The 22,340-nt window shown below is 70.8% G+C and carries 24 protein-coding genes; 17 read left to right on the forward strand and 7 right to left on the reverse strand.

What is annotated here, in order from left to right; genetic code table 11:
• Positions 1 to 161 precede the first annotated feature (161 nt).
• The 4 genes from J8403_RS33250 to J8403_RS33265 all read left to right on the forward strand — a co-directional run bounded on the left by J8403_RS33250 (position 162) and on the right by J8403_RS33265 (position 7,055).
• Complete coding sequence (locus tag J8403_RS33250; RefSeq protein WP_211128560.1) at positions 162 to 1,424, forward strand: ATP-grasp domain-containing protein; 1,263 nt, start codon at positions 162 to 164, stop codon at positions 1,422 to 1,424.
• The gene (locus J8403_RS33255) at positions 1,421 to 3,829 is read left to right on the forward strand and encodes an IucA/IucC family protein (RefSeq protein WP_425519847.1); all 2,409 of its coding nucleotides are present in this window, start codon (positions 1,421 to 1,423) and stop codon (positions 3,827 to 3,829) included. Before J8403_RS33250 ends, J8403_RS33255 begins: the two co-directional genes overlap by 4 nt.
• Positions 3,830 to 3,933: 104 nt before the next feature.
• Complete coding sequence (locus J8403_RS33260) at positions 3,934 to 5,799, forward strand: IucA/IucC family protein (RefSeq protein WP_211126378.1); 1,866 nt, start codon at positions 3,934 to 3,936, stop codon at positions 5,797 to 5,799.
• Entirely contained in the window at positions 5,796 to 7,055 is a 1,260-nt protein-coding gene (locus J8403_RS33265; RefSeq protein ID WP_211126379.1) for a type III PLP-dependent enzyme, read from the forward strand. The genes J8403_RS33260 and J8403_RS33265 overlap by 4 nt, the downstream gene beginning before the upstream one ends.
• Before the next feature lie 13 nt (positions 7,056 to 7,068).
• Here the strand turns inward: J8403_RS33265 and J8403_RS33270 are convergent, their stop codons facing one another.
• The 3 genes from J8403_RS33270 to J8403_RS33280 form a co-directional block, all read right to left on the reverse strand.
• Positions 7,069 to 7,509 carry a VOC family protein gene (locus J8403_RS33270; protein ID WP_211126380.1) on the reverse strand — a complete coding sequence of 147 codons (441 nt, stop codon included), beginning with the start codon at positions 7,507 to 7,509 and terminating at the stop codon, positions 7,069 to 7,071.
• 5 nt (positions 7,510 to 7,514) lie between these two features.
• The gene (locus J8403_RS33275) at positions 7,515 to 8,393 is read right to left on the reverse strand and encodes an AraC family transcriptional regulator (RefSeq protein ID WP_211126381.1); all 879 of its coding nucleotides are present in this window, start codon (positions 8,391 to 8,393) and stop codon (positions 7,515 to 7,517) included.
• Positions 8,394 to 8,483: 90 nt separating this feature from the next.
• Complete coding sequence (locus J8403_RS33280) at positions 8,484 to 9,212, reverse strand: TetR/AcrR family transcriptional regulator (protein ID WP_211126382.1); 729 nt, start codon at positions 9,210 to 9,212, stop codon at positions 8,484 to 8,486.
• Between the two features lie 245 nt (positions 9,213 to 9,457).
• Between J8403_RS33280 and J8403_RS33285 the strand changes: the two genes are divergently transcribed.
• From J8403_RS33285 to J8403_RS33300, 4 genes are all read left to right on the forward strand, one after another.
• Positions 9,458 to 10,045: a flavodoxin family protein gene (locus tag J8403_RS33285; RefSeq protein WP_211126383.1), complete on the forward strand. Its 588-nt coding sequence runs from the start codon at positions 9,458 to 9,460 to the stop codon at positions 10,043 to 10,045.
• A gap of 67 nt (positions 10,046 to 10,112) precedes the next feature.
• Positions 10,113 to 11,102 carry an aldo/keto reductase gene (locus J8403_RS33290; protein WP_211126384.1) on the forward strand — a complete coding sequence of 330 codons (990 nt, stop codon included), beginning with the start codon at positions 10,113 to 10,115 and terminating at the stop codon, positions 11,100 to 11,102.
• A 186-nt stretch (positions 11,103 to 11,288) separates the two neighbouring features.
• Entirely contained in the window at positions 11,289 to 11,870 is a 582-nt protein-coding gene (locus J8403_RS33295) for a Uma2 family endonuclease (protein WP_211126385.1), read from the forward strand.
• A gap of 230 nt (positions 11,871 to 12,100) precedes the next feature.
• On the forward strand, positions 12,101 to 12,868 hold the full coding sequence (locus J8403_RS33300; RefSeq protein WP_211126386.1) for a sulfite exporter TauE/SafE family protein: 768 nt from the start codon (positions 12,101 to 12,103) through the stop codon (positions 12,866 to 12,868).
• Here the strand turns inward: J8403_RS33300 and J8403_RS33305 are convergent.
• Together J8403_RS33305 and J8403_RS33310 are read right to left on the reverse strand one after the other, a co-directional pair.
• Positions 12,831 to 13,055, reverse strand: a complete 225-nt coding sequence (locus J8403_RS33305; protein WP_211126387.1) for a DUF397 domain-containing protein — start codon at positions 13,053 to 13,055, stop codon at positions 12,831 to 12,833. The genes J8403_RS33300 and J8403_RS33305 overlap by 38 nt on opposite strands.
• Positions 13,034 to 13,882: a helix-turn-helix domain-containing protein gene (locus J8403_RS33310; protein ID WP_211126388.1), complete on the reverse strand. Its 849-nt coding sequence runs from the start codon at positions 13,880 to 13,882 to the stop codon at positions 13,034 to 13,036. Before J8403_RS33310 ends, J8403_RS33305 begins: the two co-directional genes overlap by 22 nt.
• Positions 13,883 to 14,036: 154 nt before the next feature.
• Here J8403_RS33310 and J8403_RS33315 point away from each other — a divergent pair, with 154 nt between their 5' ends.
• Genes J8403_RS33315 through J8403_RS33325 form a run of 3 tightly spaced genes read left to right on the forward strand, consistent with a single transcriptional unit; the run spans position 14,037 to position 14,883 of the window.
• Positions 14,037 to 14,195: a hypothetical protein gene (locus J8403_RS33315; protein WP_167543243.1), complete on the forward strand. Its 159-nt coding sequence runs from the start codon at positions 14,037 to 14,039 to the stop codon at positions 14,193 to 14,195.
• A 41-nt stretch (positions 14,196 to 14,236) separates the two neighbouring features.
• Positions 14,237 to 14,467, forward strand: a complete 231-nt coding sequence (locus tag J8403_RS33320; RefSeq protein WP_211126389.1) for a FitA-like ribbon-helix-helix domain-containing protein — start codon at positions 14,237 to 14,239, stop codon at positions 14,465 to 14,467.
• Positions 14,464 to 14,883 carry a type II toxin-antitoxin system VapC family toxin gene (locus J8403_RS33325; protein WP_211126390.1) on the forward strand — a complete coding sequence of 140 codons (420 nt, stop codon included), beginning with the start codon at positions 14,464 to 14,466 and terminating at the stop codon, positions 14,881 to 14,883. The genes J8403_RS33320 and J8403_RS33325 overlap by 4 nt, the downstream gene beginning before the upstream one ends.
• Positions 14,884 to 14,922: 39 nt before the next feature.
• Here J8403_RS33325 and J8403_RS33330 read toward each other — a convergent pair whose 3' ends face one another.
• Entirely contained in the window at positions 14,923 to 15,846 is a 924-nt protein-coding gene (locus J8403_RS33330; RefSeq protein ID WP_211126391.1) for an SDR family NAD(P)-dependent oxidoreductase, read from the reverse strand.
• 99 nt (positions 15,847 to 15,945) lie between these two features.
• Between J8403_RS33330 and J8403_RS33335 the strand changes: the two genes are divergently transcribed.
• From J8403_RS33335 to J8403_RS33360, 6 genes are all read left to right on the forward strand, one after another.
• The gene (locus J8403_RS33335) at positions 15,946 to 16,611 is read left to right on the forward strand and encodes a TetR/AcrR family transcriptional regulator (RefSeq protein WP_211126392.1); all 666 of its coding nucleotides are present in this window, start codon (positions 15,946 to 15,948) and stop codon (positions 16,609 to 16,611) included.
• 268 nt (positions 16,612 to 16,879) lie between these two features.
• Positions 16,880 to 17,743: a 3-hydroxyacyl-CoA dehydrogenase family protein gene (locus J8403_RS33340; RefSeq protein WP_211126393.1), complete on the forward strand. Its 864-nt coding sequence runs from the start codon at positions 16,880 to 16,882 to the stop codon at positions 17,741 to 17,743.
• Between the two features lie 2 nt (positions 17,744 to 17,745).
• A complete protein-coding gene (locus tag J8403_RS33345) occupies positions 17,746 to 18,018 on the forward strand; it encodes an acyl carrier protein (protein ID WP_043236862.1) in 273 nt (90 codons plus the stop codon).
• Complete coding sequence (locus J8403_RS33350) at positions 18,011 to 19,120, forward strand: acyl-CoA dehydrogenase family protein (protein ID WP_211126394.1); 1,110 nt, start codon at positions 18,011 to 18,013, stop codon at positions 19,118 to 19,120. The genes J8403_RS33345 and J8403_RS33350 overlap by 8 nt, the downstream gene beginning before the upstream one ends.
• A gap of 27 nt (positions 19,121 to 19,147) precedes the next feature.
• On the forward strand, positions 19,148 to 20,224 hold the full coding sequence (locus tag J8403_RS33355) for an HAD-IIIC family phosphatase (protein WP_211126395.1): 1,077 nt from the start codon (positions 19,148 to 19,150) through the stop codon (positions 20,222 to 20,224).
• A 71-nt stretch (positions 20,225 to 20,295) separates the two neighbouring features.
• Positions 20,296 to 20,973, forward strand: coding sequence for an O-methyltransferase (locus J8403_RS33360; RefSeq protein WP_211126396.1), 678 nt, complete (start codon positions 20,296 to 20,298; stop codon positions 20,971 to 20,973).
• Positions 20,974 to 21,045: 72 nt separating this feature from the next.
• Here the strand turns inward: J8403_RS33360 and J8403_RS33365 are convergent, their stop codons facing one another.
• Positions 21,046 to 22,338, reverse strand: a complete 1,293-nt coding sequence (locus J8403_RS33365) for a carboxymuconolactone decarboxylase family protein (protein WP_211126397.1) — start codon at positions 22,336 to 22,338, stop codon at positions 21,046 to 21,048.
• Positions 22,339 to 22,340: the final 2 nt, after the last annotated feature.

A 22,340-nucleotide genomic window follows, 5' to 3' on the forward strand; every position in this document is an offset into this window, starting at 1 on the left:
CTTAGGCATGCCTAACCTAATCTCGGGCCGTGAACGAGAATGATCTCGACGCGGCGTCACGGCCGTCCTCTTCCCCTGCCCTCGGGGGCTCCTCGGCCGCCCCGGTCCCGGCCCCTTCGGCCGCCCAGGCGGCCTCCGCGCCGCCGCCTCGGCTCCATCTCCTGGCCCTCAATCCCACCGACTCCGTCACCGAGGGCTTCCTCCCCGCGGCGGCCCGGCTCGGGCTGGCGGTCACGCTGCTCACCGACCAGCCCGAGGCCCATGAACGCGCCTACGGCAACGGACGGCAGGACCACGCGTTCCCCGCGCTCGGCATCGTCCCCTGCGACGTACGGGACTTCGCCGAGGTCATCAGCCGTATCGCCGCCGACGGCCGCCCCGACGCCGTCTTCACCAACAGCGACCACCTCCAGACCCAGGCCGCCCTCGCCGCCGAGTACTTCGGCCTCCCGGGCAAGGACTGGCGTGCCGCGCTGCGCACGAAGAACAAGGCCGAGCTGCGCCGCGCCCTCGCCGCCGCGAGCCCGGACGCCACCGCCACCGCCCCCGCCGACCCTGCCTCGTCCGCCGACCTCGTCTGGTCGGCCGACCCCGTTTGGTCCACCGAACTCGCCACCGGACAGGAACCCGCCACCCTCGCCGGACTCGACGCGCCCTACCCCTGCGTGGTCAAACCGCGCGAGGGCGTGGCCAGCGAGGACGTCGTCCTCGTAGCCGACGCCGACGAACTCGTCCGGCGCTGCGTCGAGATACGGGCCCGGCGGCCCGGAGCGGCCCTGGTCGTCGAGGAGTTCCTGGACGGCGAGCTGCGCACCCTCGAAACCCTCGGCGACGGCCGCACCCTCCACGTCCTCGGCGGCTTCCGCACCGAACTCTCGCCGCCCCCGCACTTCATCGAGGAACGGCTGCACCTGCTGCCCGCCCCGCCCCCGCAGCCGCACACCGATCAGGTGCTGGCACAGTTGCGCGCGCTGGGCGTCGGCTTCGGCGTGTGCCACACCGAGTACGTCGTCCAGGGTGACCGGGCCCGCCTCATCGAGGTCAACTACCGTGCCATAGGCGACCAGTGCGACCTCGTCCTGGCCGAACTCCTCGGCATCCCCCTTTTCGAGTACATCCTCCGTACGCACCTGGGCGAGCCGCTGCCGGACGACCTCGGCGCGCGCACCGACGGCAGGGTTCGCATGGAGTACGTCCTGGCCGACCGCGCCGGGCGGCTCGCCTCCGCCCCTCCGGCGAGCGTGACCGAGCGCGGCGGCGTACGACTGGACTACCGGCCGCTGCGCGGGGTCGGCGAGGAACACCCGCTCCACCGCACCAATCGAGACTTCCTCGGCGTACTCCGGGCCACCGGCACCGACCAGGGGCGGATCGACGCGGCGGTGGCGCAGTTCCTCGCGGCCCACCGATGGGAGATCGTGTGACAGAGGAAGAGGAGCTTCTCGGACGGGTGCTCGACACGCTCCTCCGAGAGGACGCCTACAAGCTGCGCAGCCGCGCCACCCCGGAACGGCGCGCCGACGGCGACTGGCTGCGCATCGCGCTCGAGGGGGGCGAAAGCGTGCTGCTCCCGGTGGAACCCGAGGGCTTCCAGTGCGATATCCGCACCCGCCGCCGACCCCTGCGGCTATGCGCTCCCGCGACTACCGAATGCCCCTCGACCGATCGGGCCGACGCCGAACCGGCTCCGGCCGAACCGAGCGGTGCCGAACGGGCCCTCGCTGAACCGGCCCCGGCCGGACGGGCCTGCGCTGAACCGGCCCCGGCCGAGTCGCGGTCCGCGTCCGGCCCGGCCCCGGCCGGACCGGCCTCGGCCGATTCGGGTGGTGTCGAGCGGGCCTCCGCCGAACTGGGCGACGCCGATCGCGCCGACGCCGATCGCGCCGACGCCGATCGCGCCGACGCCGAACGGGCCCCCGTCGGACGGGCCGACGCCGAAACGGCCCCGGCCGAACCGAGCGGTGCCGAACGGGCCCTCGCTGAACCGGCCCCGGTCGGACGGGCCTGCGCTGAACCGGCCCCGGCCGAGTCGCGGTCCGCGTCCGGCCCGGCCCCGGCCGGACCGGCCTCGGCCGATTCGGGTGGTGTCGAGCGGGCCTCCGCCGAACTGGGCGACGCCGATCGCGCCGATGCCGAACCCGGCGGTGCCGATCGGGCTGACGCCGAACCGGCCTCCGCCGAACCGGCACCGGCCGACGCCGAACCGCCGTCCGCGTCCGCCCCGGCCGGCGAGTCCGGGGACTGTGCCCGGACCCCGGCCGAACGGCCGCTCACCGGGCTCGTCCCCACCCTCGCGCGTCTGCGGGCCGCCGTGCCGGACGAGGATCGGCCGCTGTACGACGTCTTCGTGACCGAGTGCCGACAGGCGCTCGACGCCATGCGGCTGCACACCCGCATCCGGCCCGGCGTCGTCGCCGAGCTGGCCGCACGCCACGGCGAGGGGCGGCCGTGGACGGGGATGCCCGGGGCGGTCGCGTACGACACGCTCGCCGCCTTCCGGGACCACCCGGTCTACCCGACCAGCCGGGGCCGGGCCGTCTTCACCGAGGATCAATTACGCGCCCATGCCCCCGAGTTCCACCCCACCTTCCCGCTGCGCTGGCTCGTCCTCCCCCGAGAAGCGGTCGCCGGTGACCCGGCGCGGCTGCCCGGCTGGTGGCCGACGCCCGCGCAACTCGGTCTCGACAGCGGGCGGCGGCGGTCCTCCGGCGAACGCGGGCGGCTGGCCTTCCCCGTGCATCCGCTCACCGTCGGCCGCCCGCTGGAGGCCGCGCTCCGCGCGGCCGGGCTCGACGGCGAGGCCCGGCTCGCGGACCGCCCGCTGCTGGACGTACGGCCCACACTCTCCATGCGGACCGTGGCCGTCGCCGACGACCTCGCCGACGACCCCCTCGTCCACCTCAAACTGCCGCTCACCACCTCCACCCTGGGGATGCGCAACCGCCGCTCGGTCAAACCCGGCACGCTGATCGACGGCGAGGTGGCGCAGCGCCTGCTGGAGGCGGTGATCGCGCGCGAGCCGCGCTTCGGCGCGACCGTGCTGCTCGCCGACGAGACCACCCACCTCCACGCCGGACACGAGTTGCTGGCCACGCTCGTGCGCCGCTACCCGCCCGGTCTGGAGAACGCCACGATCGTGCCGCTGGCCGGGCTGCTCGCCCCCGCCCCGGACGGCACGCTCGTCATCGACGGGCTCGCCGCGCGCCACTACAGCGGGGACGTCCTCGCCCTGCTCGACGACTACCTCACCCTGCTGTTCGACTTCCACACCACCCTCTTCGCGTACGGCATCGCGTTGGAGTCCCATCAGCAGAACATCTCCCTGGTCTTCGAGAGCGGGGGTGACAACGGTGGTGCCGTGCCCCGGCTGCGGCTGCTCATCAAGGACCACGACGGCCCGCGCGTCCACGCGATACGGCTCGCCGCCATGGTCGGCGGAGGACCGGCCGCCGATCTGTGCGGATTCGACGACCGCAGAATCCTGACGTCCGGCGACGGGCCGGTGGCCGATGTGTTCACCACCATCACCGTCCATCTGTGCGCCGCCGCCCCCCTCTTCGAACTCGCCCGCCTCGGCCGGGCCCCGCTCGACACCCTGCTGCGGCGGCTGCGCGACCGGCTCGCCGACGCCGTCGACCGGCTCGCCGTCACCCGGCCCGGTGCCGCCGCCGCGGTACTGCGGCGACGGGTGCTGGACGCGGATCGGCTGCCGGTCAAGGCGATGGTCACCGCCGGCACCTTGTTCACCAAGGAGCGCTCCGGCGCCGCGGACATCAACAAGCACTACGGCACCGGGCCCAACTACCTGCTGCGGGGAAGCGGCAGATGACCGCCGCGCCCCTCCTGCCGTTACCGCCAAGCCCCTTCTGCCGTTACCGCCAGCCCCCTCCTGCCCCCTGCCCCTCTCTCCTCCGCACCCGCTGGAGCCGCCCCATGCCCATGACCTCCTCGCCCGCCGCGACCGTGGCCTCCGCCGACCACGCCACCGCCCACACCCTGCTCAACTGTCTGCTCCGTGAGGTGTCGGGGCCGGAGCACCAGACCGTCGTGGCCGATGGGTGGCTGCGGCTGAGGCTGCCGCGCTGCGGGGTGCTGTTGCGTGTCGGGCTGCGGCGCACCTCCCTCATCGGGGCGCACCGCTTCACCGGGCCGGTCAGCGAGCAGCGCGAGGGCGGCTGGACCGAGGTGTCCTGGCGCGAGCTGGCCGAGCGCATCCGCCGGGAGCTGCACCTGCGCACGGGGGTGCACAACGACGAGTTCCTGGACCAGGTCGCCTCCAGCCACGCGGGCATGACGGCGGCCCTGGCGGCCCTGGAGGCTCTGGAGGGCCGGGACGGCGGTGTCGTCGCGGACCCCTACCTCGCCTCCGAACAGTCCCTGCTCTTCGGTCACCGCTTCCACCCCACCCCCAAGGCCCGCACCGGCAGCGCCGACTCCTGGGCGCGGTTCGCCCCCGAGGCCGGGGCGCGCTTTCCGCTGCACCACCTCGCCGTACGCCAGGAGTACGTACGCGAGGAGCGGGTCGGCCAGGAGTGCGTCCACGGCGAGTCAGCGCAGCAGTCCGGAGCCCTCGGCGCGCTCGACCGGCAGGCCCCCGTCCCCGACGGCTACCGACTGCTGCCCGCCCACCCCTGGCAGTACGCGATGCTGCGCGAGCACCGACTGCTCCGTGCGGCCATCGCCCGCGGCGACGTGCTGGACCTCGGGCCCGGAGGAGCCGAGTTCGCGCCGACCGCATCCGTCCGCACGCTCTACGACGGCCGGGACTTCCTCAAGTTCAGCCTCAATGTGCGGATCACCAACTGCCTGCGCAAGAACGCCGACTACGAGCTGTCCGGCGCCGTCGCCCTGACCCGTCTCCTGGAGCCGGTCGCCGCCGATCTCGCCGCCCGCTTCCCCGGCTGTGAGCTGCTGCGCGAACCCGCCTACCGGACGCTGGACCTCGGCGGCGACCAGCAGCTCATCGAGGGCTTCGGGGTGATCGTCCGCGAAGGGCTGGCCGCCCGGCTGCGGCCGGGGCTGACCGCGCTGCTCGCGGCGGCCGTCGCCGATGAGTACCCGACCAGCGGCGCCCAGATCTCCCGGCTCCTCCCCGATGTCGGCCCCGACCGGCTCTCCGCGTGGTGGCAGGCGTATCTCGGCCTTCTCGTGCCACCCGTGCTGGCCGCCTACTTCGATCACGGCGTGGTCCTGGAACCCCACCTCCAGAACGTCGTCATCGGCGTCGATCCCGCCGACGGCACCCCCCGGCAGGTGCTCTTCCGCGATCTGGAGGGCACCAAGCTGGTGCCCGAGCGCCACACCGCCGCGCTCGCCGCGCTGCCCGAGGCGGTGGCCCGCCCGCTGACGTACGAGCGCGAGCGCGGCTGGGACCGGGTGGTGTACTGCCTGCTGGTCAACCACATCGCCGAGATGGTGGCCGCCCTCGCCGACCGCTGTCCGCGCCTGGAGCCCGCGCTGTGGTCGGCGGTCCGCCGGGTGCTGTGCGAGCGCTCGGCGGCCCATGACCACCCGCCCGCGCTGCGCGCCCTCGTGGCGGGTGTGCCGCTGCCCGCCAAGGCCAACCTCCTGACCCGCTGGGCTCGTCGGGCCGACCGCCACGCGGGCTATGTCCGTATCGCCAGCCCGCTCGCCTCCGCCCTGCTGTCCGAGGCGGCGTACGTGTCGGAGGCGGCGCACGCGTCCGAGGCGGCGTACGTGTCCGAGGCGGCGTACGTGTCGGAGGCGGCCCACGTGTCAGAAGAAGCTCACGTGTCCGAAGAAGCCCACGCCATCCACCACCCCAGGAGCAGCCGTTGATCACCCCTGCCGTCCGTACCCTCGCCACGGAGCTGACCGGCGACGACCTCCCCGCCTACGTCTACGACCTGGCCGCGCTCCGCGCCCACGCGCGAGCCGTACGGGACGCGCTGCCGCCGGGCCTCGAGCTGTACTACGCCGCGAAGGCCAACCCGGCGCCCGCCGTCCTCCAGGCGCTCGCGCCCCACGTCACCGGGTACGAGGTCGCCTCCGGCGGTGAGGTGGAGCATGTCCGAACGACCGTACCCGGGGCGCCGCTGGCCTTCGGCGGGCCGGGCAAGACGGAGGGGGAGCTGCGGCGGGCGCTGACGCTGGGCGTGGAGCGGTTCCATGTGGAGAGCGAGCAGGAGCTGCGGCTGCTGGCCTGGGTGGCGCAGGACGCGGGGATCCCGGCCGTGGACGTCCTTCTGCGCGTCAATCTCCCGGTGGCCGGTGACGAGCTGGGCGGCGCGGCGCTCGCCATGGGCGGCCGCCCGAGCCCCTTCGGCCTCGACCCCGAGGCCGTGGAGCGCTGCCTCCCCCTGCTCTCGGCGGACTCCGGCAGTCCCCTGCGGCTGCGCGGCATCCATGCCCATCTCGCCAGCGGCCTGGACGCCCCCGCCCAGGTCGCCGTCGCCGCCGCGATCGCCGACTGGGCGGCGAAGCTGTCCGGACGCCACGGGCTGGGCCTCACCGAGGTGAACGTCGGCGGCGGGATGGGCGTGGACTACGCCCACCCCGACCGCCGCTTCGACTGGGCCGCCTACGGCCAGGGCATGGCGGACCTCGCCCTCCGCCACCCCGGCCTCACCCTGCGGATCGAGCCCGGCCGGGCGCTGACCGTCCACTGCGGCTGGTACGTCACCGAGGTGCTGGACATCAAGCACAGCGGCGGCGAGGCGTTCGCGGTGGTGCGCGGCGGCACCCACCACCTCCGCACCCCCGCCACCAAACAGCACGACCAGCCCTTCCAGGTGCTCCCCATGGACACCGGGAACACCGGGAACACCGGGAACACCGGGAACACCGGGAACACCGGGGACCCCGGGGACACCTGGACTCGGCCCTGGGCGCGCCCGGCCGTACGGGCGGAGCCGGTCACGCTGGTCGGCCAGCTCTGCACCCCCAAGGATGTGCTGGCCAGCCGGATCCCGGTCGAGGAGCTACGGGTCGGGGACCGTGTCGCCTTCGCGATGGCAGGTGCGTACGCGTGGAACATCTCGCACCACGACTTCCTGATGCACCCCCGGCCGGGCTTCCACTACCTGGAGGAATGAGGGTGGAAAACGATCACTCGGCGGGCCGGGGCTCACCCCGATAGGTGCCGAAGGACCACTTGTTGCCCTCCGGGTCGGCGATGGCGAACTCACGGCTGCCGTACGGCTGGTCCTCGATCGGCCGGAGCACCCGCACACCGGCCGCCGTGAGCCGTTCGTACAGCGCGTCGACGTGATCGGTGACGACGTACGCCCCGAAGGTGCCCGGCTCCAGGCACCAGCTCTTGGTGGCCGGGTCGTACGAGCCGAGCATGATGCCGCCGCCCTCCGGCCAGTCGAGCTGGGCATGGGCGACGCGGTCTTCGTCGTGGTAGACGGCCGTGCGCAGGAAGCCGACCGTGTCGACCAGGAAGTCGATCAGGGCGATGGCGTCATGGGCCTGGAACGTGGGCCATACGGCCGGATCACGCGACTGCTTCTGCTGCTCCTGCTGCTGGTTCGGTGCGGTGTTCATACGCTCTACTCTTCGCCGTAGAGCTGCCCCCCGGCTTGGATATTCCGGCACTCTTCGGCCAACCAGGCGGTCGGGCTCACCCCGGTGTACTGACGGAAGTCGCGCACCAGGTGGGAGTGGTCGAAGTAGCCGCAGTCGGCGGCGACCCGGGCCAGGTCCGGTGCCCGGCCCACCGCCACGGACCGCACCACCGTGTTCCTGGCGTGCTGGAAGCGCATCAGCCGCGCCGCCTGCTTGGGGCTCAGCCCCGTCTCGGCCCGGAACACGCTGGTCAGGCGGCGTGGGCTGAGCGCCACATGCTCGGCCAGGCCGGTCAGCGTCCCGGCCCCCCGGTGCCGGGCCAGCCACGTCCACGCCTCGGCGACCTCGCTGCGCACCGGCGCCCCGTCCTCGCCCGCCGCCGCGCGCTCCCGCAGATACGTGCCCAGCGTGGCGAACCGGTCCTCCCACGTGTGCTGCTCACACAGCCGCTCCCGGATTTCGGCGGCCCGCTTTCCCAGCACCTCCGCCCCGGAGGTGACCAGCTCGTCGCCGGAGGCGAGCGCCCCCGCCGGAAGCCCCAGCAGCGTGCGCGCCGCCAGCGGATGCACCGCGAGCTGCACCCCGGTCTCGCTCCCGCCCTGGGCGATATACGCGGGCCGCTGGTGCAGACCGCCGACGACGATCTCGGTCCGCGAGGCGCCGGGCCCCCGCGCCTGCTCGGGCGTGACGCCGCCGACGACGGGGCCCTCCAGCGAGAAGATCAGCGTCAGGTAGGGGGAGGGCAGCCCCCGGTGCAGCGTCGGCGGTATCCCCTCGGAGCGGTAGCCGACGGCGGTCACCACCATTCCGCCGAGCCCTTGCCCGAGCCCGGCCCGGGCCCGCACGAACTCGTGGCTGCTCATGGGGCCAGTATCACCCCGCGGATGGGCTCGCCCGCATGCGCCGGTCGTGTTGGGGGATCGCCCCGGCCGCCTGCGGAGCAGGCGGCCGGTTCAGCCTGCCAGCTTCTGTAGCCATTCGCGCAGCAGAGCCGTCTCCGTGTCTCGCAGCGGTACCCCGGTGCCCGCGGCCGGGGGCCCGGTGGTGAGCGCGGTTCCGAGTGCGGCATCGAGGGCGAGTGCGCGCGAGGCCAGGTCCGACCCGGATGAGACGGGCGAGTCCGTGGTGATCGAGGCGATCACGGTGTCCCGCAGCCGTGTCGAAGTGGTCAGGTCACGCTCCGAGGACTCTTCGCCGATCAGCGCCAGCGTGGCACCCGTTGTCGCCGCGTGGATGACGCGGGTCGCCTGCTCCACCGGAACCCGGAGGCGCCCGGCGTCGGCCGCCCGGCCCAGCAGTCCCACCAGCAGGGCGTGCGCCTCGTCCGCGGCCGGGGGCCGCCGCCCGGGCTGCACCGTGCCGTACATGAGCATGTAGAACGCGGGGTGCTGCACTCCGAAGTCGACGTGCAGGTCCCAGCCGCGGTAGAGGTCTGCCACCGGGTCGTCGGGGGTCAGCGCCAGCGCCTCCCGTTTCTCGGCCAGGTACATCTCGAACCCGTAGGCGGCCAGCTCGGCCAGGAGTCCGTCCTTGTCGTCGAACATCCGGTACAGCGCGGGGGCCGTGATGCCCGCGGCTGCGGCGACAGCGCGTGTGGAGACCGCCTCGCTGCCACCCTCTTCCAAAAGCTTGGCGGCCACCTGGAGCACCTGGCGCCGCGCGGCGCGTCGTCCCTCGTTCATGGAACAACGATATCTCATTTTGCGTAGCGTCGCTCTATCGGTGGTACGGTCTAAAGCGGAACGGCGATCCATGCCGATGGTGGCCGGCGCATGCCCGCGACACCCGGGCATGCGCCACACCCTGGCCTGGGCCGCCGGTCCCCGACCCGTGGAGCAGTGCGGCCGACCGCCGCGGCGGGCAGCTCATCGTCCGCCTGCACCACCACCGAACACGCCGCCATCGCGGCAGAAGAAGAGGAACACCCATGTCCGATATCTCGATCGTCATCGCGTCGCATTCCGGCTACGGCCACACCGCGCAGATCGCCACGGCCGTGGCCGACGGCGCGCGCTCCATCGCCGGGACGCACGTCCACAGCGTGGACGTCGCCTCCCTCAGCGACGCCGACTGGGAACTGATGGACGCCGCGGACGCCATCATCTTCGGCACCCCCACCTACATGGGCACCGCGTCGGGGGCGTTCCACGCCTTCGCCGAGGCCAGCAGCAAGCGGTGGATGACCCGCGCCTGGAGCGACAAGCTCGCGGCGGGATTCACCAACTCCGGCTCCATGAGCGGCGACAAGCTGCACACCCTCCAGTACCTCTCGCTCCTGGCGGCCCAGCACGGAATGCTCTGGGTCAGCCTGAACCTCCTGCCGGGCTGGAACACCACCACATCCAGCCCCCAGGACGACAACCGCCTCGGCTTCTACCTCGGCGCCGGCGCGCAAAGCTTCAACGACACCCCCGCGGTCCACGACGCGGACCTGAACACCGCTCGCCACCTCGGCCGGCGCGTCGCCGAGCACACCCGCATCCACCGTGCCGGACTGACCGCCGCAACGCACTGACACAACGGTCCGTGAAAGCACTCTTCGTGCATAAACCACCTTTCAGTTCTCTTCAAAGGAGTGCGTCATGCAGCACCGGACACTGGGAAGCCAGGGCCTGGAGGTCTCGGCGATCGGCTACGGCGCGATGGGCCTGACGATGGCCTACGGACCCACCGACGAGGAGGCCGGCGTCGCCGCCCTCCGCCGCGCGCACGACCTGGGCGTCACCTTCTTCGACACCGCCGAGATGTACGGCTGGGGTACCGGATCCAACGAGATCCTGGTCGGCAAGGCGGTCAGGGACTTCCGCGACGACGTGGTCCTGGCCACCAAGTTCGGTGTCGACATGTCCGTGCCTCCCGAGCAGATCGGCGGCGCCCTCAACAGCCGGCCCGACAACATCCGCAAGGTCGCCGACAACAGCCTGCACTACCTCGGCGTGGATCACATCGACGTCTTCTACCAGCACCGCGTCGACCCCGAGGTGCCCATCGAGGAGGTCGCGGGCACCGTCAAGGAGCTGATCGAAGCGGGCAAGGTGACGTACTTCGGCCTCAGCGAGGCCGGACCCGAGACGATCCGCACGGCGCACGCCGTGCAGCCGGTCTCCGTTCTGCAGACCGAGTACTCCCTGTTCGAACGGGACGTCGAGCAGCTTTTCCCCATCCTGGACGAACTCGGTATCGGCTTCGTCGCCTACTCCCCCCTCGGCCGCGGGTTCATCACCGGCACCGCCAAACCCGCCGGCCAGTACGAAGCCACCGACATGCGCAACGTCGACCCGCGCTGGCAGCCGGGCAACTTCGAGAAGAACGTCGAAGCCGTCGACCGGCTCGCCGAGTTCGCGGCGGCCAAGGGTGCCACCGTCTCCCAACTGGCCCTGGCCTGGCTCCTGACCCGGGGCGAGCACATCGTGCCGATCCCCGGCACCCGCAGCCCGAAGCGCATCGAGGAAAACGCCGGCGCCGCCGACCTCACCCTCACCGACGCCGACCTCAAGGCCATCGACGAGATCCTGCCTCTGGGCGGCTTCGGCGCCCGCTACACCGAGGGGCACGTGCCCACCTGGATCTGATGATCCACCCCGGGACAGATGTCACTCCGGTCGGCTCCGGTGAGATCAGCGCAGGGTCGCGGGGGCGAGGCGGACCGTGTCGGGTGGGCTCGCCTTGTCACCATGTGTGCACCTCAGCCTCACAGGTGGTGGCCCCTGAGAACGACTACGCTGAGAGCGCACCGCACCCGAAGGAGGCTCCCGGTCATGACCGCGACCCACGATCGTCCGCAGATGCTGCCGGAGGAGTTCGAGGAGTACGCGCGGCTGGCGGCTCGCGTGGCGGAGGGAGTGCGGTGGGAGTTCATCAACGGGAAGATCGGGGTCACGCCGGTGCCGGACGGCGATCACGGGCGGATCATCCAGTGGCTGGCGAGGATCTGCATTCAGGCCCATCCCGACCTGTGGCTGCACGACCAGGGTCTCAAGGTCGAGACGTACCGCAACGGCCATGCGCGCCCCGACGGGACACTCGCCCAAAGTGACGCTTTCGTCGGCCAGGGGGAGTGGGCCGACGCCGGTCCCGTCCTGATGGTCGTGGAGGTCACCTCCTACGACTCCGACACCGACCGCAGGGACCGGGTCGAGAAGCCGCGCGCCTACGCCGAAACGGGCATCCCGGTGTATCTGCTGGTCGACCGGGAGGCCGGTGAGGTCACCGTGTTCAGCGAGCCCGACGGGGTCCGGTACGAGAGCACCAAGACCGTGCCGTTCGGTAAGCCGCTCACGTTGCCCGGGCCGGTCGGCGTCACGCTGGACACCGAGCCGCTCCAGGGCTGGGTGCGCTGAGGGGGTGTCCGGCGGGTCTTGGCGCCTGCGGCGGGCCGCGCGGCGGAGCCGCATATCGATGCTTCCCCTCCCCGTCCCTTCCCTCAACTGGGGCTCCGCCCCAGACCCCCGCTCCTCAATCGCCGGAGGGGCTGGAACATGGCCGGAGGGGCTGGAAGGTGGGGCTGAGCTGGGTGCGCTGAGGTCCCTGCCTCCGGCAGGCGCGCGGTGGCCTGGAATCATCCGGTGGCATGTACACCGTTACCCTCTGGGAGTTCGCCGCGCTCGCGGCGGCATCCATACTCGTCGGCTTCTCGAAGACCGCCGTCAGTGGCGCCAATACCGTCAGCCTCGCGATCTTCGCGGCGGTCCTTCCGGCCCGGGAGTCGACCGGTGTGCTGCTCCCCCTGCTGATCGTCGGCGATCTGCTCGCCGTCCGCACTTATCGGCGGCACGCCCACTGGGGGACCCTGGTGCGGCTGTTCCCGGCGGTCGCGGCCGGGGTCGTGGTGGGCACGGTGTTCCTGCTCTGGGCCGGGGACGCGGAGGTGCGCACGTCCATCGGGGCGATCCTGCTGCTGATGGCCGGGGTCACGGTCTGGCGACGGCGTACGGCGGCCCGGACCGAGGCCCCCGCGACCACGCCCGACGCGGACGGGGCGGGCGCCCGGCTCAAGGCCGGTTCGTACGGTGTGCTCGGCGGCTTCACCACCATGGTGGCCAACGCGGGCGGCCCCGTGATGTCGCTCTACCTGCTCTCCGCCGGCTTCCGGAAGCTGGGTTTCCTGGGCACCTCGGCCTGGTTCTTCCTGATCGTGAACGTCGCCAAGGTGCCCTTCAGCGTCGGCCTCGGCCTGATCGACGGCCGCTCCCTGCTCCTGGACGCGCTGCTCGCGCTTTTCGTCCTGCCGGGTGCGTACATCGGTAAGGCGTGCGTGGACCGGATCAATCAGCGGCTCTTCGAGCGGCTGGTGATCGCGGCTACGGTGCTGGGCGGACTTCAGCTGCTCCTGCGGTGAGGCTCGATATGAACGCGCTCCAGCAGTGGGTGGGGAATATGAGGACGGGCCCGTCGGGATCCTTGGAGTCGCGGACGGGGACGATGCCGGGGAGGTTGTCGGCGACCTCGACGCATTCGCCGCCGCCATTGCTGCTGTAGCTGCTCTTGTGCCACGAAGCGGTTCTCAGATCTGGGGCGGTTCCCATGAGGTCCAGTCCTTCATCACGGCTCGGATCATCGCCTCGGAGTCGAGGGGCGAGAGGGCCATGGCCCTGAGCAGATCGTAGTTCTTCCGCCGCTCCGCGACTCGGTCCCGGTCCTCGATGAAAGTCCCGAAGCGACTGCCTTCTTCATAGGCCAGCAACGGCTCGTTCGGCAGCGTGTAGAGCAGCAAGGAACCGCCCGCTTCCACGTGCTGGCCCGCCCTGAACGGCAGCACCTGAATGGTTACGTAGGGCTGTGTCCCGCGCTCGATGAGGGATGCCATCTGGCGGCGCATCACCTCGGGGCCGCCTGCCGCGCGGCGCAATACCGCCTCGTCCACGATGAACCAACAGTGCGGTGGCCGTGGTTCGGCCAGTCGCGCCTGTCGAGCAATGCGGGCTTTCGTCCACGCCTCGATCTCCGCGTCAGGGGCGAACCGGTTGCCGATGCGCAGCGACGCCTTCGCGAGTTCGGGAGTCTGGAGCAGGCCAGGGATGGTGGCGCACGCGTACTGCTCGATGGTGACCGCGCGCTTCTCAACTTCCACTACACGGCGCAGCTTCGACGGATACGGCTCATTCTTCGCCAGCGCATAGATCCGCGCGAACATCCCGTCCGTCCCAAAGCACGCGTCCAGCTTCGACGGAAGGTCGTCGTACGGCAGGGACTCCGCCGCCTCGATCCGGGCCAGGTGCGATTTGCTGTAGTTCAGCACCTCGGACAGCCGCCGTAAGGACATGTCCGCCTTCTCGCGGTGGCGGCGGATCTCCGCGCCGAAGAGGTCGCGTGCGGAGCGGTCGGGAAAGAGTTCGCGTGGCTGGAACGGCATCGTGTATCCCCTCTTGTCCCGCGATCTTGGCTGGGACGTGTCGCCTCTTTCCAGCCTACGCGCCGGAACGCAACGGTGTGTGCACACAACGTAATTGACCGAACCGGAAAGACAGGTCAACGTGTTTGCACACACCGAATCCAACGCTCCACGGATGACGATGCGGGTCTACCGCGTCTCGCCGGATGGCGCGGTCGTGACGCAGGAGCTCGGCAGGGTCGTCGTCGTGGTCAAGGACAAGCTCGAACCCTTGCGGTCCAGCCAGTTCCCGCCCTGCCGCTGCCCGCGCCACCGCGACCGTGCGGATCTGTGATGCAGCTGCATTATGCATGCGAAGCTGCTAAAATGCAGCTCATGACTGCTCTGACCATTCGCGACGTACCGGACGATGCCCTCGCCACGCTGAAGGCCCGCGCCGCGCGGGCCGGCAAGTCGCTTCAGGCGTATGCCCTGGAGGTACTCGTCGGTGAGGCGTCCAGGCCCACGCTTGCCGAGGTCGCAGCCCGTGCGGAAGCCGAGGCCAGCGCGAGCCTGAGTGCATCGGACGTGCTGGCCGCGATCCACGAGGCAAGGGCGGGCCGTTGATCGTCATTGATTGCTCCGCGCTCGTCTTCTTCTTGACGGACGAGGGCCCCACAGGGCATGGGGTACGTCAACGTGTCGCGAAGGAGGACCGGCTCGCCGCACCCCACCTGCTGGATTACGAGATCATGTCGGCATTGCTCGGCCTGGCGCGTGGGCGACGTGGTGGTGATCCCAAGCTGAGCGATGGGCAGCTACGAAAGGCCATGGCGACGTATCGCGACTTGGCGATCGACCGGCATGAAACGCTGATCCTCTGGGAGCGGGTCAAGGGCCTGTCGGGCAACCTGTCCGCCTATGACGCCCAGTACGTCGCGCTTGCTGAAAGCCTGGGCGTGCCGTTGATCACCAGTGATGCCAAGATCGGCAAAGCCGGGGCGGCGCGCTGTGAGATCGAGACGTTCGACGCGTGTTCCTGACCATGGGGTCACCGAAACCCCTGGGGAAGATGCGCGGCCTCAGGAATCCCTCCGCTGTGGAGTCACCGCTGAGAACGTCACCCCGGTGAGCTCCTCGGAGACGGTCCACAGGCGCTGCTGGACGGCCTGGTCGTGGGAGTCGGGGCTGGAGGTGACCAGCTTCGGGTAGCCGCGGAGCTCTCCCCGGTTGCCGGGGCCGTAGTACTGGCCGCCGGTGACGGCCGGATCGGTGGCGGCGCGCAGGGTGGGCAGGGCGCCCATCTCGGCCTTCTGGGTGAGCAGGGGCGAGAGCCAGGTGAGGGGCAGGCGAAGCGCGGCGGGCGTGTTGCGGGCGAGCTCGGTGTTGGACAGGCCGGGATGGGCGGCCACCGCGACCGTGGTGCCGTGCGGTGCGAGCCGGCGCTGCAGTTCGTACGTGAACATCAGGTTGGCGAGCTTGGCCTGGCCGTAGGCGGCGACGCGGCTGTACGAGCGCTCCCACTGGAGGTCGTCGAAGTGGATGGCGGCCCGGATGCGGTGACCGGCGCTGCTGACCGTCACGACGCGGGAGCCGGGGACGGGCAGGAGCCGGTCCAGCAGCAGGCCGGTCAGGGCGAAGTGGCCGAGGTGGTTGGTGCCGAACTGCAGCTCGAAGCCGTCGGCGGTGGTCTGCCGCGGGGTGTACATCACGCCCGCGTTGTTGATCAGGAGGTCGATGCGCGGGTGGGCCGCGCGCAGGTCGGCCGCCGCGGACCGGATCGAGTCCAGGGAGGCCAGGTCGAGGGCCTGGACGGTGACGTCGCCGGTGATGCGGGCGGCTGCCTGCTTGCCCTTCTCCACGTCGCGGACCGCCAGGACCACCGCCGCCCCGCGCTCCGCGAGCATCCGGGCGGTCTCGAAGCCCAGCCCGGTGTTGGCGCCGGTCACGATCGCCACCCGGCCGTGCTGATCGGGAATGTGCTGCTCTGTCCAGTTGCCGCTCATGACGCACTCCTAAAGAACCGTCGGTCTGTTACGAAGAGAACGTAAGAGACCGCCGGTCTCCTGTCAAGAGGCCGGCGGTCTTTAAGCTAGGCTGAGGGCGTGACATTTCAGCGAGCGCGAAGCGAGGAGCAGCGGGAGATCCGCCGCCGGGCGATCCTGGACACGGCGGCGGCGATGCTCGACGAGATGCCCGTGGCCGAGGTGAGCCTCAACGAGCTCAGCCGGCGGGTGGGCCTGGCCAAGTCGAACGTCCTGCGGTATTTCGAGTCACGCGAGGCGGTGCTGCTCGAACTGCTGGACGTCTTTCTGGAGAGCTGGCTCGCCGAGCTGGCGGATGAGCTGGCCGCGGGCATCGAGGCGAATGCGGCGCCGGAAGTGCGGGCGGGTCAGCTGGCCGAGGTCTTCAGTCGGTCGCTGGCGGGCCGGACGGTGCTGTGCGACCTCTTCGGCGCGCAGGGCGGCGTCCTTGAGCACAATGTCTCGGTCGAGGTGGTCAAGGGCCACAAGCGTTCCTCCCTCGCGCGGCTCGAGGCCATGAGTGAGCTCGTGCGCCGCCACCTGCCCGAGCTCGGTGAGGACGCGGAGCTGTTCTGCCTGATGAGCCTGGTCTCGGCGGGCGCCCTGTCGGCGTACATCCCGCCGCCGCCCAGTGTCCTTGCCGCCTACGCGGACGAGCCTGCCCTCGGCGTGCTCCACATGGAGCTGCGTGACGCCCTGCGGATCTCCTTCACCTCGGCGCTCCTGGGCGTACTGCCGCGCGCCTGAACCCTCCTGCCCCGGCCCGTTGTTCAACGGTCCCGTGGGCTGGTGACTGCGGTCCCCGACGGCCGGCCGATGGTCCCAATCACCCCGGATCCAGGGGAAGATGCCGAGGTGGCGGCGGTGGTTGCATCCCATCGACACCGGCCGCGCTGTCCTAGTAGTTTTACCTGAAAGTGCCATAGAGACAGGGGCCTGCCGTTCCTGTTGGCATTCACTTGTTGTGCGTCCTACCGGGGGGCGCGCTCATCTGAGTGACGATTGGAGGCAGGGGATGGCGGGTTCCGCATCGGACACGATCGCTGTCGTCGGCGCCGGGGTAATGGGACGCAACATCACCGCGCTCGCGCTGGGCCGTGGGGCCGATGTCGTGCTGGTCGACGTCTCGGATGAGGTGCTGGAGAGCGCCCGAGCGGAAATCGCCCAACTGCTGCGGCACGGGCAGTTCATGGGTGCCTTCCCCGCCTCGCAGGACACCGGGACCCTGACCACCACGCTCTCCAGCGGCGATGTCGCGGACGCCGATGTGGTGATCGAGGCGATCACCGAGGACGCCGCGCTCAAGGCGCGGGTCATGGCGGAGCTCTCCGGCACGGTCCCCGCCGGGGTCCCGCTGATCACCAACACGTCGGGAATTCCCATCGCCGAACTGGCGAAGTCGGTGCGGCGGCCCGCCGAACTGGCCGGCGTGCACTTCATGAACCCGTCCTATCTCATCGAGATGGTGGAAGTGGTGCGCGGCCCGCAGACCGGCGAGGACGCCATGGCCGCGATCCTGGCCCTGCTGGAGCGGCTGGGGCGGAAGACGGTCGTCGTACGGGACGCCCCGGGCTTCGTCACCAGCAGGCTGCTGCACCCCATGATCAATGAAGCGGCGCGCATCGTGGCCGAGGGCACCGCGAGTGTCGAGGACGTGGACCAGCTCATGCACGGCTGCCTCGGCCATCCGACCGGCCCGCTGCGCACCGCCGATCTGATCGGACTCGACAACCTGGCGGACGCTCTTCGGCTACTTGCCGAGCGGACCGGAAATTCCACCTTCGCACCCTGTGAACTTCTGATGGAGAAGGTGCGCGCCGGTGATCTGGGGCGTAAGACAGGGCGCGGGTTCTACAACTATGGAGAGGTGCTTTCGTGAGTATGGACCAGGCAGTCACCGCCGAGGCGACCGAGCAGGCGATCACCGCGTTCGTCTCGGAGCGGGTGAAGGCGGAGGTCCCCGCCGACCAGGACCTCTTCGGGTCCGGGCTGGTGTCGTCGATGTTCGCGATGGAGCTGGTCGTCCATCTGGAACAGGCCTTCTCCGTGCAGATCCTGGGGGACGACCTCAAGCGGGACAACTTCCGGACCATCGCGGCCATGACCGCTCTGGTGGTGCGGTTGCGCGGCGGCGAGAAGCCCGCCGATGACTGAGCCGCTCGCCGGCGCCCGGGACCTCGTCGACAACCTTGTCGGCGACCGGGCGGCGGAGTGGGACCGCACCGGTCTGATCCCCGACGACGTCCTGCGCACGCTGTCCGCCCGCGGTCTGCTGTGCGCCGGGGTGCCGGAGGCGTCCGGCGGACTCGGCGCGAGCAGCGCGGCGAACGGCGAGTTCACCGCGTTCGTGGGCAGCCGGTGCAGCTCCCTGCGGAGCGTGATGACCTCGCAGGGCATGGCCGCGTGGACCATCCAGCGCCTGGGCAACGCCCAGCAGCACGCCGAGTACCTGCCGAAGCTGGCCGGGGGTCAGCTCGCCGCCGTCGCGTTCAGCGAGCCGGAGGCGGGCAGCGATCTGTCGGCGATGACCACGACCATCGAGCCGGACGACGACACCGTCGTCGTCCGCGGCCAGAAGGTCTGGACGACCGCCGCCCACTACGCCGACATGATCGTGGTCGTCGGCCGCCACGGCTCCGGGGCGGCCGCCGTCGTGGTGCCCGCCGCGGCCCCGGGCGTCACCGTGACCAGGGTGGCGCAGCCGTCCGGCTGCCGGGCCGCGGGCCATGCGAACGTGACGCTGGACGAGGTGCGGCTGCCCGCCACCGCCGTGCTCGGCGGCGGACAGCCCCTGATGCTCCTGGTGACCACCGCGCTGGCGTACGGGCGGATCTCGGTGGCCTGGGGCTGTGTCGGCATCCTCCGGGCCTGTCTCGACGCCGCCCGGGGCCATGCCCGCACCCGGACACAGTTCGGAAAGCGGCTCGCGGACCACCAGCTCGTCGCCCGCCACCTGGCGAATCTGCTGACCTCCGAGCAGATCGCCACCCGGGTGTGCGAACACGCCAGCCGGTGCTGGGACGAGGGCTCTCCCGAGATGGTCGTCGCCACCGTCCTCGCCAAGCAGGTGAGCGCCGTCCAGGCCGCGCAGGGCGCCGCCACGGCGGTGCAGGTGCTGGGCTCGGCGGCGGCACACGAGGGCCATGTGGTCGAGCGGGCCTACCGCGACGCGAAGCTCATGGAACTCATCGAGGGCAGTACGGAGATCTGTCAGCTGATCCTCGCCGACCACGCCGTGTCCATGCCCGCGATATGAGTCGGCGTACCGAGACAAGGAAGAGCCGTGGCTGAACAGACCGCGATCGTCAAGTGTCTGGTGTGGGACCTCGACAACACCCTGTGGCAGGGCACATTGCTGGAGGACGGGGCGGTGACGCTCCCCGCCCCGGTCAGAGAACTCATCGCCGAGCTGGACAGCCGAGGCATCCTGCAGTCGGTGGCCAGCAAGAACGACCACGACCTGGCCTGGAAGCAGTTGGAGGCGCTGGGCGTCGCCGAGTATTTCGTGCTGCCGCGCATCGGCTGGGGACCGAAGTCCGATGCGGTGCGGGAGATCGCCGCCGAACTCAACTTCGCCCTCGGCACGATCGCCTTCATCGACGACCAGCCGACCGAGCGGGCGGAGGTCCAGTTCCACCTGCCCGAGGTCCGCTGCTATGACGCCGAGCAGCTGGCCGAGCTCGCCGTCCTGCCGGAGTTCAGCCCGGCGACGGTGACCGTGGACGCGCGCCGCCGTCGCCAGATGTACCAGGCCGGATTCGAGCGCAAGGCGGCCGAGGCGGAGTTCCAGGGGCCGAGCGAGGACTTCCTGCGCTCGCTGGAACTGGTGATGCGCATCGGCCGCGCCACCGAGGAGGAGCTCTCCCGGGTGGAGGAGCTGACCCTGCGCACCAGCCAGATGAACGCCACCGGAGTGCACTACTCCATCGGCGATCTGCGGGCGCTGCTGGCCGATCCCCGCCATGAGGTGCTGGTGACCACGCTCACCGACCGGTTCGGGCCGCATGGCGCGGTCGGTCTCCAACTGCTGGAGAAGCACGAGGGTGTCTGGCACCTGAAGCTGCTGGCCACCTCGTGCCGGGTGGTGTCGTTCGGCGCCGGATCGGCGATCCTGCGCTGGCTCGGCGACCAGGCCGCCCGGGCGGGGGTCCATCTGGCCGCCGACTTCCGGCAGACCGAGCGCAACCGGATGATGGAGATCGCCTACCGCTTCGCCGGTTTCACCGACGAGCCGTGCGACTGCCGGGCCGGGCTGCCCGCGCCCGCACAGGAGGAGATCCAGCGGCTGCATCTGTCCCCGGAGCCGGCCGACCCGCCGTCCACGATGGAGCTGCACGCCGTCAGCCTCCAGGGCGTCTGAGCCCTCACCGGCCGGGAGGCCCGCCTCCCGGCCGGTTCCGATGTGAGAAGACCAGAGAAGATGGATGACCCATGGCGAACCAGGTAGGTCTCCCGGCCGCGCTCTCGGAGTACATCCGGGATGTCTCCCTGCGGGAGGACGCGGTCCTGCGGGAGCTGCGCGAGACAACGGCGCAGCTGCCCGCGGGCACCGCGATGCAGGTCATGGCCGAGGAGGGGCAGCTGCTGACGCTGCTGGCCGGACTCACCCCGGCGAACAGGATCCTGGAGATCGGCACCTTCACCGGGTACAGCACCCTGTGCCTGGCCCGTGCGCTCGCGCCCGGCGGACAGCTCGTCACCTGTGACATCACCGACCGCTGGGCGAGCATCGGCGCCGACTACTGGGCCAGGGCGGGCGTCGAGGGCCGGATCGACCTGCGGGTCGGCGACGCGGCCGACACCCTCAAGGCGATCCTCGCCGAGGAGGGCCCCGGCACCTTCGACTTCGTGTTCATCGACGCCGACAAGCAGGGCTATCCGCACTACTACGAGATGGCGCTGACGCTCCTCGGCGAGCGCGGCCTGATCGTGGTCGACAACACCCTGTTCTTCGGCAAGGTCGTGGACCCCGAGGCGCAGGACGTCGACACCGCCGGGATCCGCGCGTTCAACAAGCTGGTCCACGACGATCCGCGGGTCGAGATGTCGCTGGTCCCGATGGCGGACGGCATCACGCTGATCCGCAAGAAGTCGCCCGCGGGTGAGTGAGCGGAACGACGGCCGAGGCGGGCCGGAGCGTCGGCTCCGGCCCGCCTCAGCCATCCGCGGGGGCTTTCCCGCTCAGGTGACCACGCGCGGTATGTAGGCAGCCTGGGCCCCGTCGGAGAAGCGGCGCAGTTCGACGCCGTACACCTCGGCGGGGCGGAGCTGCTGGCCCAGGAACGAGATGACCCGGTTGAATTCGGGCGGGAATTGACTGGCCACAATGACCATACGGAGCCTGCCCAGCGCCAGATTTCCCTCGATCGTGCGCAGGAACGAACCCTGGTCGACCGGATAGCCCATCTCCGCCAGCAAACCCTCCGCGTCGGTGTCCTGCAATTGCGCGGTGTAATCGAGCGAGCGCTGGAGTATGTGCAGCGGCCAGTGCCGGGCCCCGCTGCCCGCGTAGTCGAGAATTTTCGACAGGGCGCTGTGCGCGTTCCAGGTGTCGTGCGGTTCCACCACTTCGGCGAGAATCGGGACACCCGTGGAATCGGCGAACAGATGGGTGGCGCTGAAGGAGTAGCCGTCCGTGTCCGGCATGATGTCCGAGGAGTTCCGGCGGATCAGCAGGAGCGGCGAGCCGGACTCGCGGGCCTGCGCGGCCGTGGACATCAGGTCCGGATAACGGACGAGAATCTCATGGAGTGGCGGCTCGGGGTGGGCCGCCGAGGGCGTGAGCTGCGAGAGCCCACTGTCGTTCTGCAGCACGATGCGTCGGTTCCATGTCTCGGCGCCCGTACCCGGCGGCGACTCGCGCGGGCGGGCATGTCTGCCGGAGGTGAGCTGGCCCGGGTCCACCGGCAGCAGCGCCGGACGCTCCATCCAGCTGTCGACCGGGACCAGGCAGGAATTCAGGATGAACGCCAGGGTCTTGTACGTTCCGGCCAGCGCCAGCAGTTCGAGGATCTGCTCCTCGCTGTACTGCTCGGCGAGCTGCTTCCACGTGCTGTCCGAGATCGCCGACTTGGTGTGCAGCTCGTCGACCGCCGTGAGGAGCGCGGCCTCGAACGGCGTCCAGCCGGTGGCGTCCTCCGAGGCGGCCCGGGCGATCTCCGTCTCGGTCAGCCCGACGAAGAGCCCCGCCGCGTGGTGATGAGCCCAGACGTACGTGGCCTGTGAACGCCAGGCCGTCCGCAGGATGACCAACTCGCGCTCGCGCGGCGGGAGGATGTCGCCCGCCACATGAGACATCAGCGGCTGCATCGCGGGCAGCAGCGTGGGGTGGTTGGCGATGGTCCGGTGGACGTTCGGCGGCGGCCGGTCCGCGAGGATCCCGTTCAAGGACCGGCTGACCTCCTGGAGGTAGACCTGGCCGGCCGGTGTGACGGCGAAGTCGTCCGCGTCCTGCGGATCGATCCTGGGCCGCATTT

This window comes from Streptomyces yatensis, assembly GCF_018069625.1.
GTDB classification, from domain to species: Bacteria; Actinomycetota; Actinomycetes; order Streptomycetales; family Streptomycetaceae; genus Streptomyces; species Streptomyces yatensis.

Coding starts and splice junctions, on each gene's coding strand:
- J8403_RS33260 (WP_211126378.1), top strand. CDS start 3,934: ATGCCCATGACCTCCTCGCCCGCCGCGACCGTGGCCTCCGCCGACCAC.
- J8403_RS33270 (WP_211126380.1), bottom strand. CDS start 7,509: ATGAACACCGCACCGAACCAGCAGCAGGAGCAGCAGAAGCAGTCGCGT.
- J8403_RS33275 (WP_211126381.1), bottom strand. CDS start 8,393: ATGAGCAGCCACGAGTTCGTGCGGGCCCGGGCCGGGCTCGGGCAAGGG.
- J8403_RS33280 (WP_211126382.1), bottom strand. CDS start 9,212: ATGAACGAGGGACGACGCGCCGCGCGGCGCCAGGTGCTCCAGGTGGCC.
- J8403_RS33285 (WP_211126383.1), top strand. CDS start 9,458: ATGTCCGATATCTCGATCGTCATCGCGTCGCATTCCGGCTACGGCCAC.
- J8403_RS33290 (WP_211126384.1), top strand. CDS start 10,113: ATGCAGCACCGGACACTGGGAAGCCAGGGCCTGGAGGTCTCGGCGATC.
- J8403_RS33295 (WP_211126385.1), top strand. CDS start 11,289: ATGACCGCGACCCACGATCGTCCGCAGATGCTGCCGGAGGAGTTCGAG.
- J8403_RS33300 (WP_211126386.1), top strand. CDS start 12,101: ATGTACACCGTTACCCTCTGGGAGTTCGCCGCGCTCGCGGCGGCATCC.
- J8403_RS33305 (WP_211126387.1), bottom strand. CDS start 13,055: ATGGGAACCGCCCCAGATCTGAGAACCGCTTCGTGGCACAAGAGCAGC.
- J8403_RS33310 (WP_211126388.1), bottom strand. CDS start 13,882: ATGCCGTTCCAGCCACGCGAACTCTTTCCCGACCGCTCCGCACGCGAC.
- J8403_RS33315 (WP_167543243.1), top strand. CDS start 14,037: ATGACGATGCGGGTCTACCGCGTCTCGCCGGATGGCGCGGTCGTGACG.
- J8403_RS33320 (WP_211126389.1), top strand. CDS start 14,237: ATGACTGCTCTGACCATTCGCGACGTACCGGACGATGCCCTCGCCACG.
- J8403_RS33330 (WP_211126391.1), bottom strand. CDS start 15,846: ATGAGCGGCAACTGGACAGAGCAGCACATTCCCGATCAGCACGGCCGG.
- J8403_RS33340 (WP_211126393.1), top strand. CDS start 16,880: ATGGCGGGTTCCGCATCGGACACGATCGCTGTCGTCGGCGCCGGGGTA.
- J8403_RS33345 (WP_043236862.1), top strand. CDS start 17,746: ATGGACCAGGCAGTCACCGCCGAGGCGACCGAGCAGGCGATCACCGCG.
- J8403_RS33350 (WP_211126394.1), top strand. CDS start 18,011: ATGACTGAGCCGCTCGCCGGCGCCCGGGACCTCGTCGACAACCTTGTC.
- J8403_RS33360 (WP_211126396.1), top strand. CDS start 20,296: ATGGCGAACCAGGTAGGTCTCCCGGCCGCGCTCTCGGAGTACATCCGG.
- J8403_RS33365 (WP_211126397.1), bottom strand. CDS start 22,338: ATGCGGCCCAGGATCGATCCGCAGGACGCGGACGACTTCGCCGTCACA.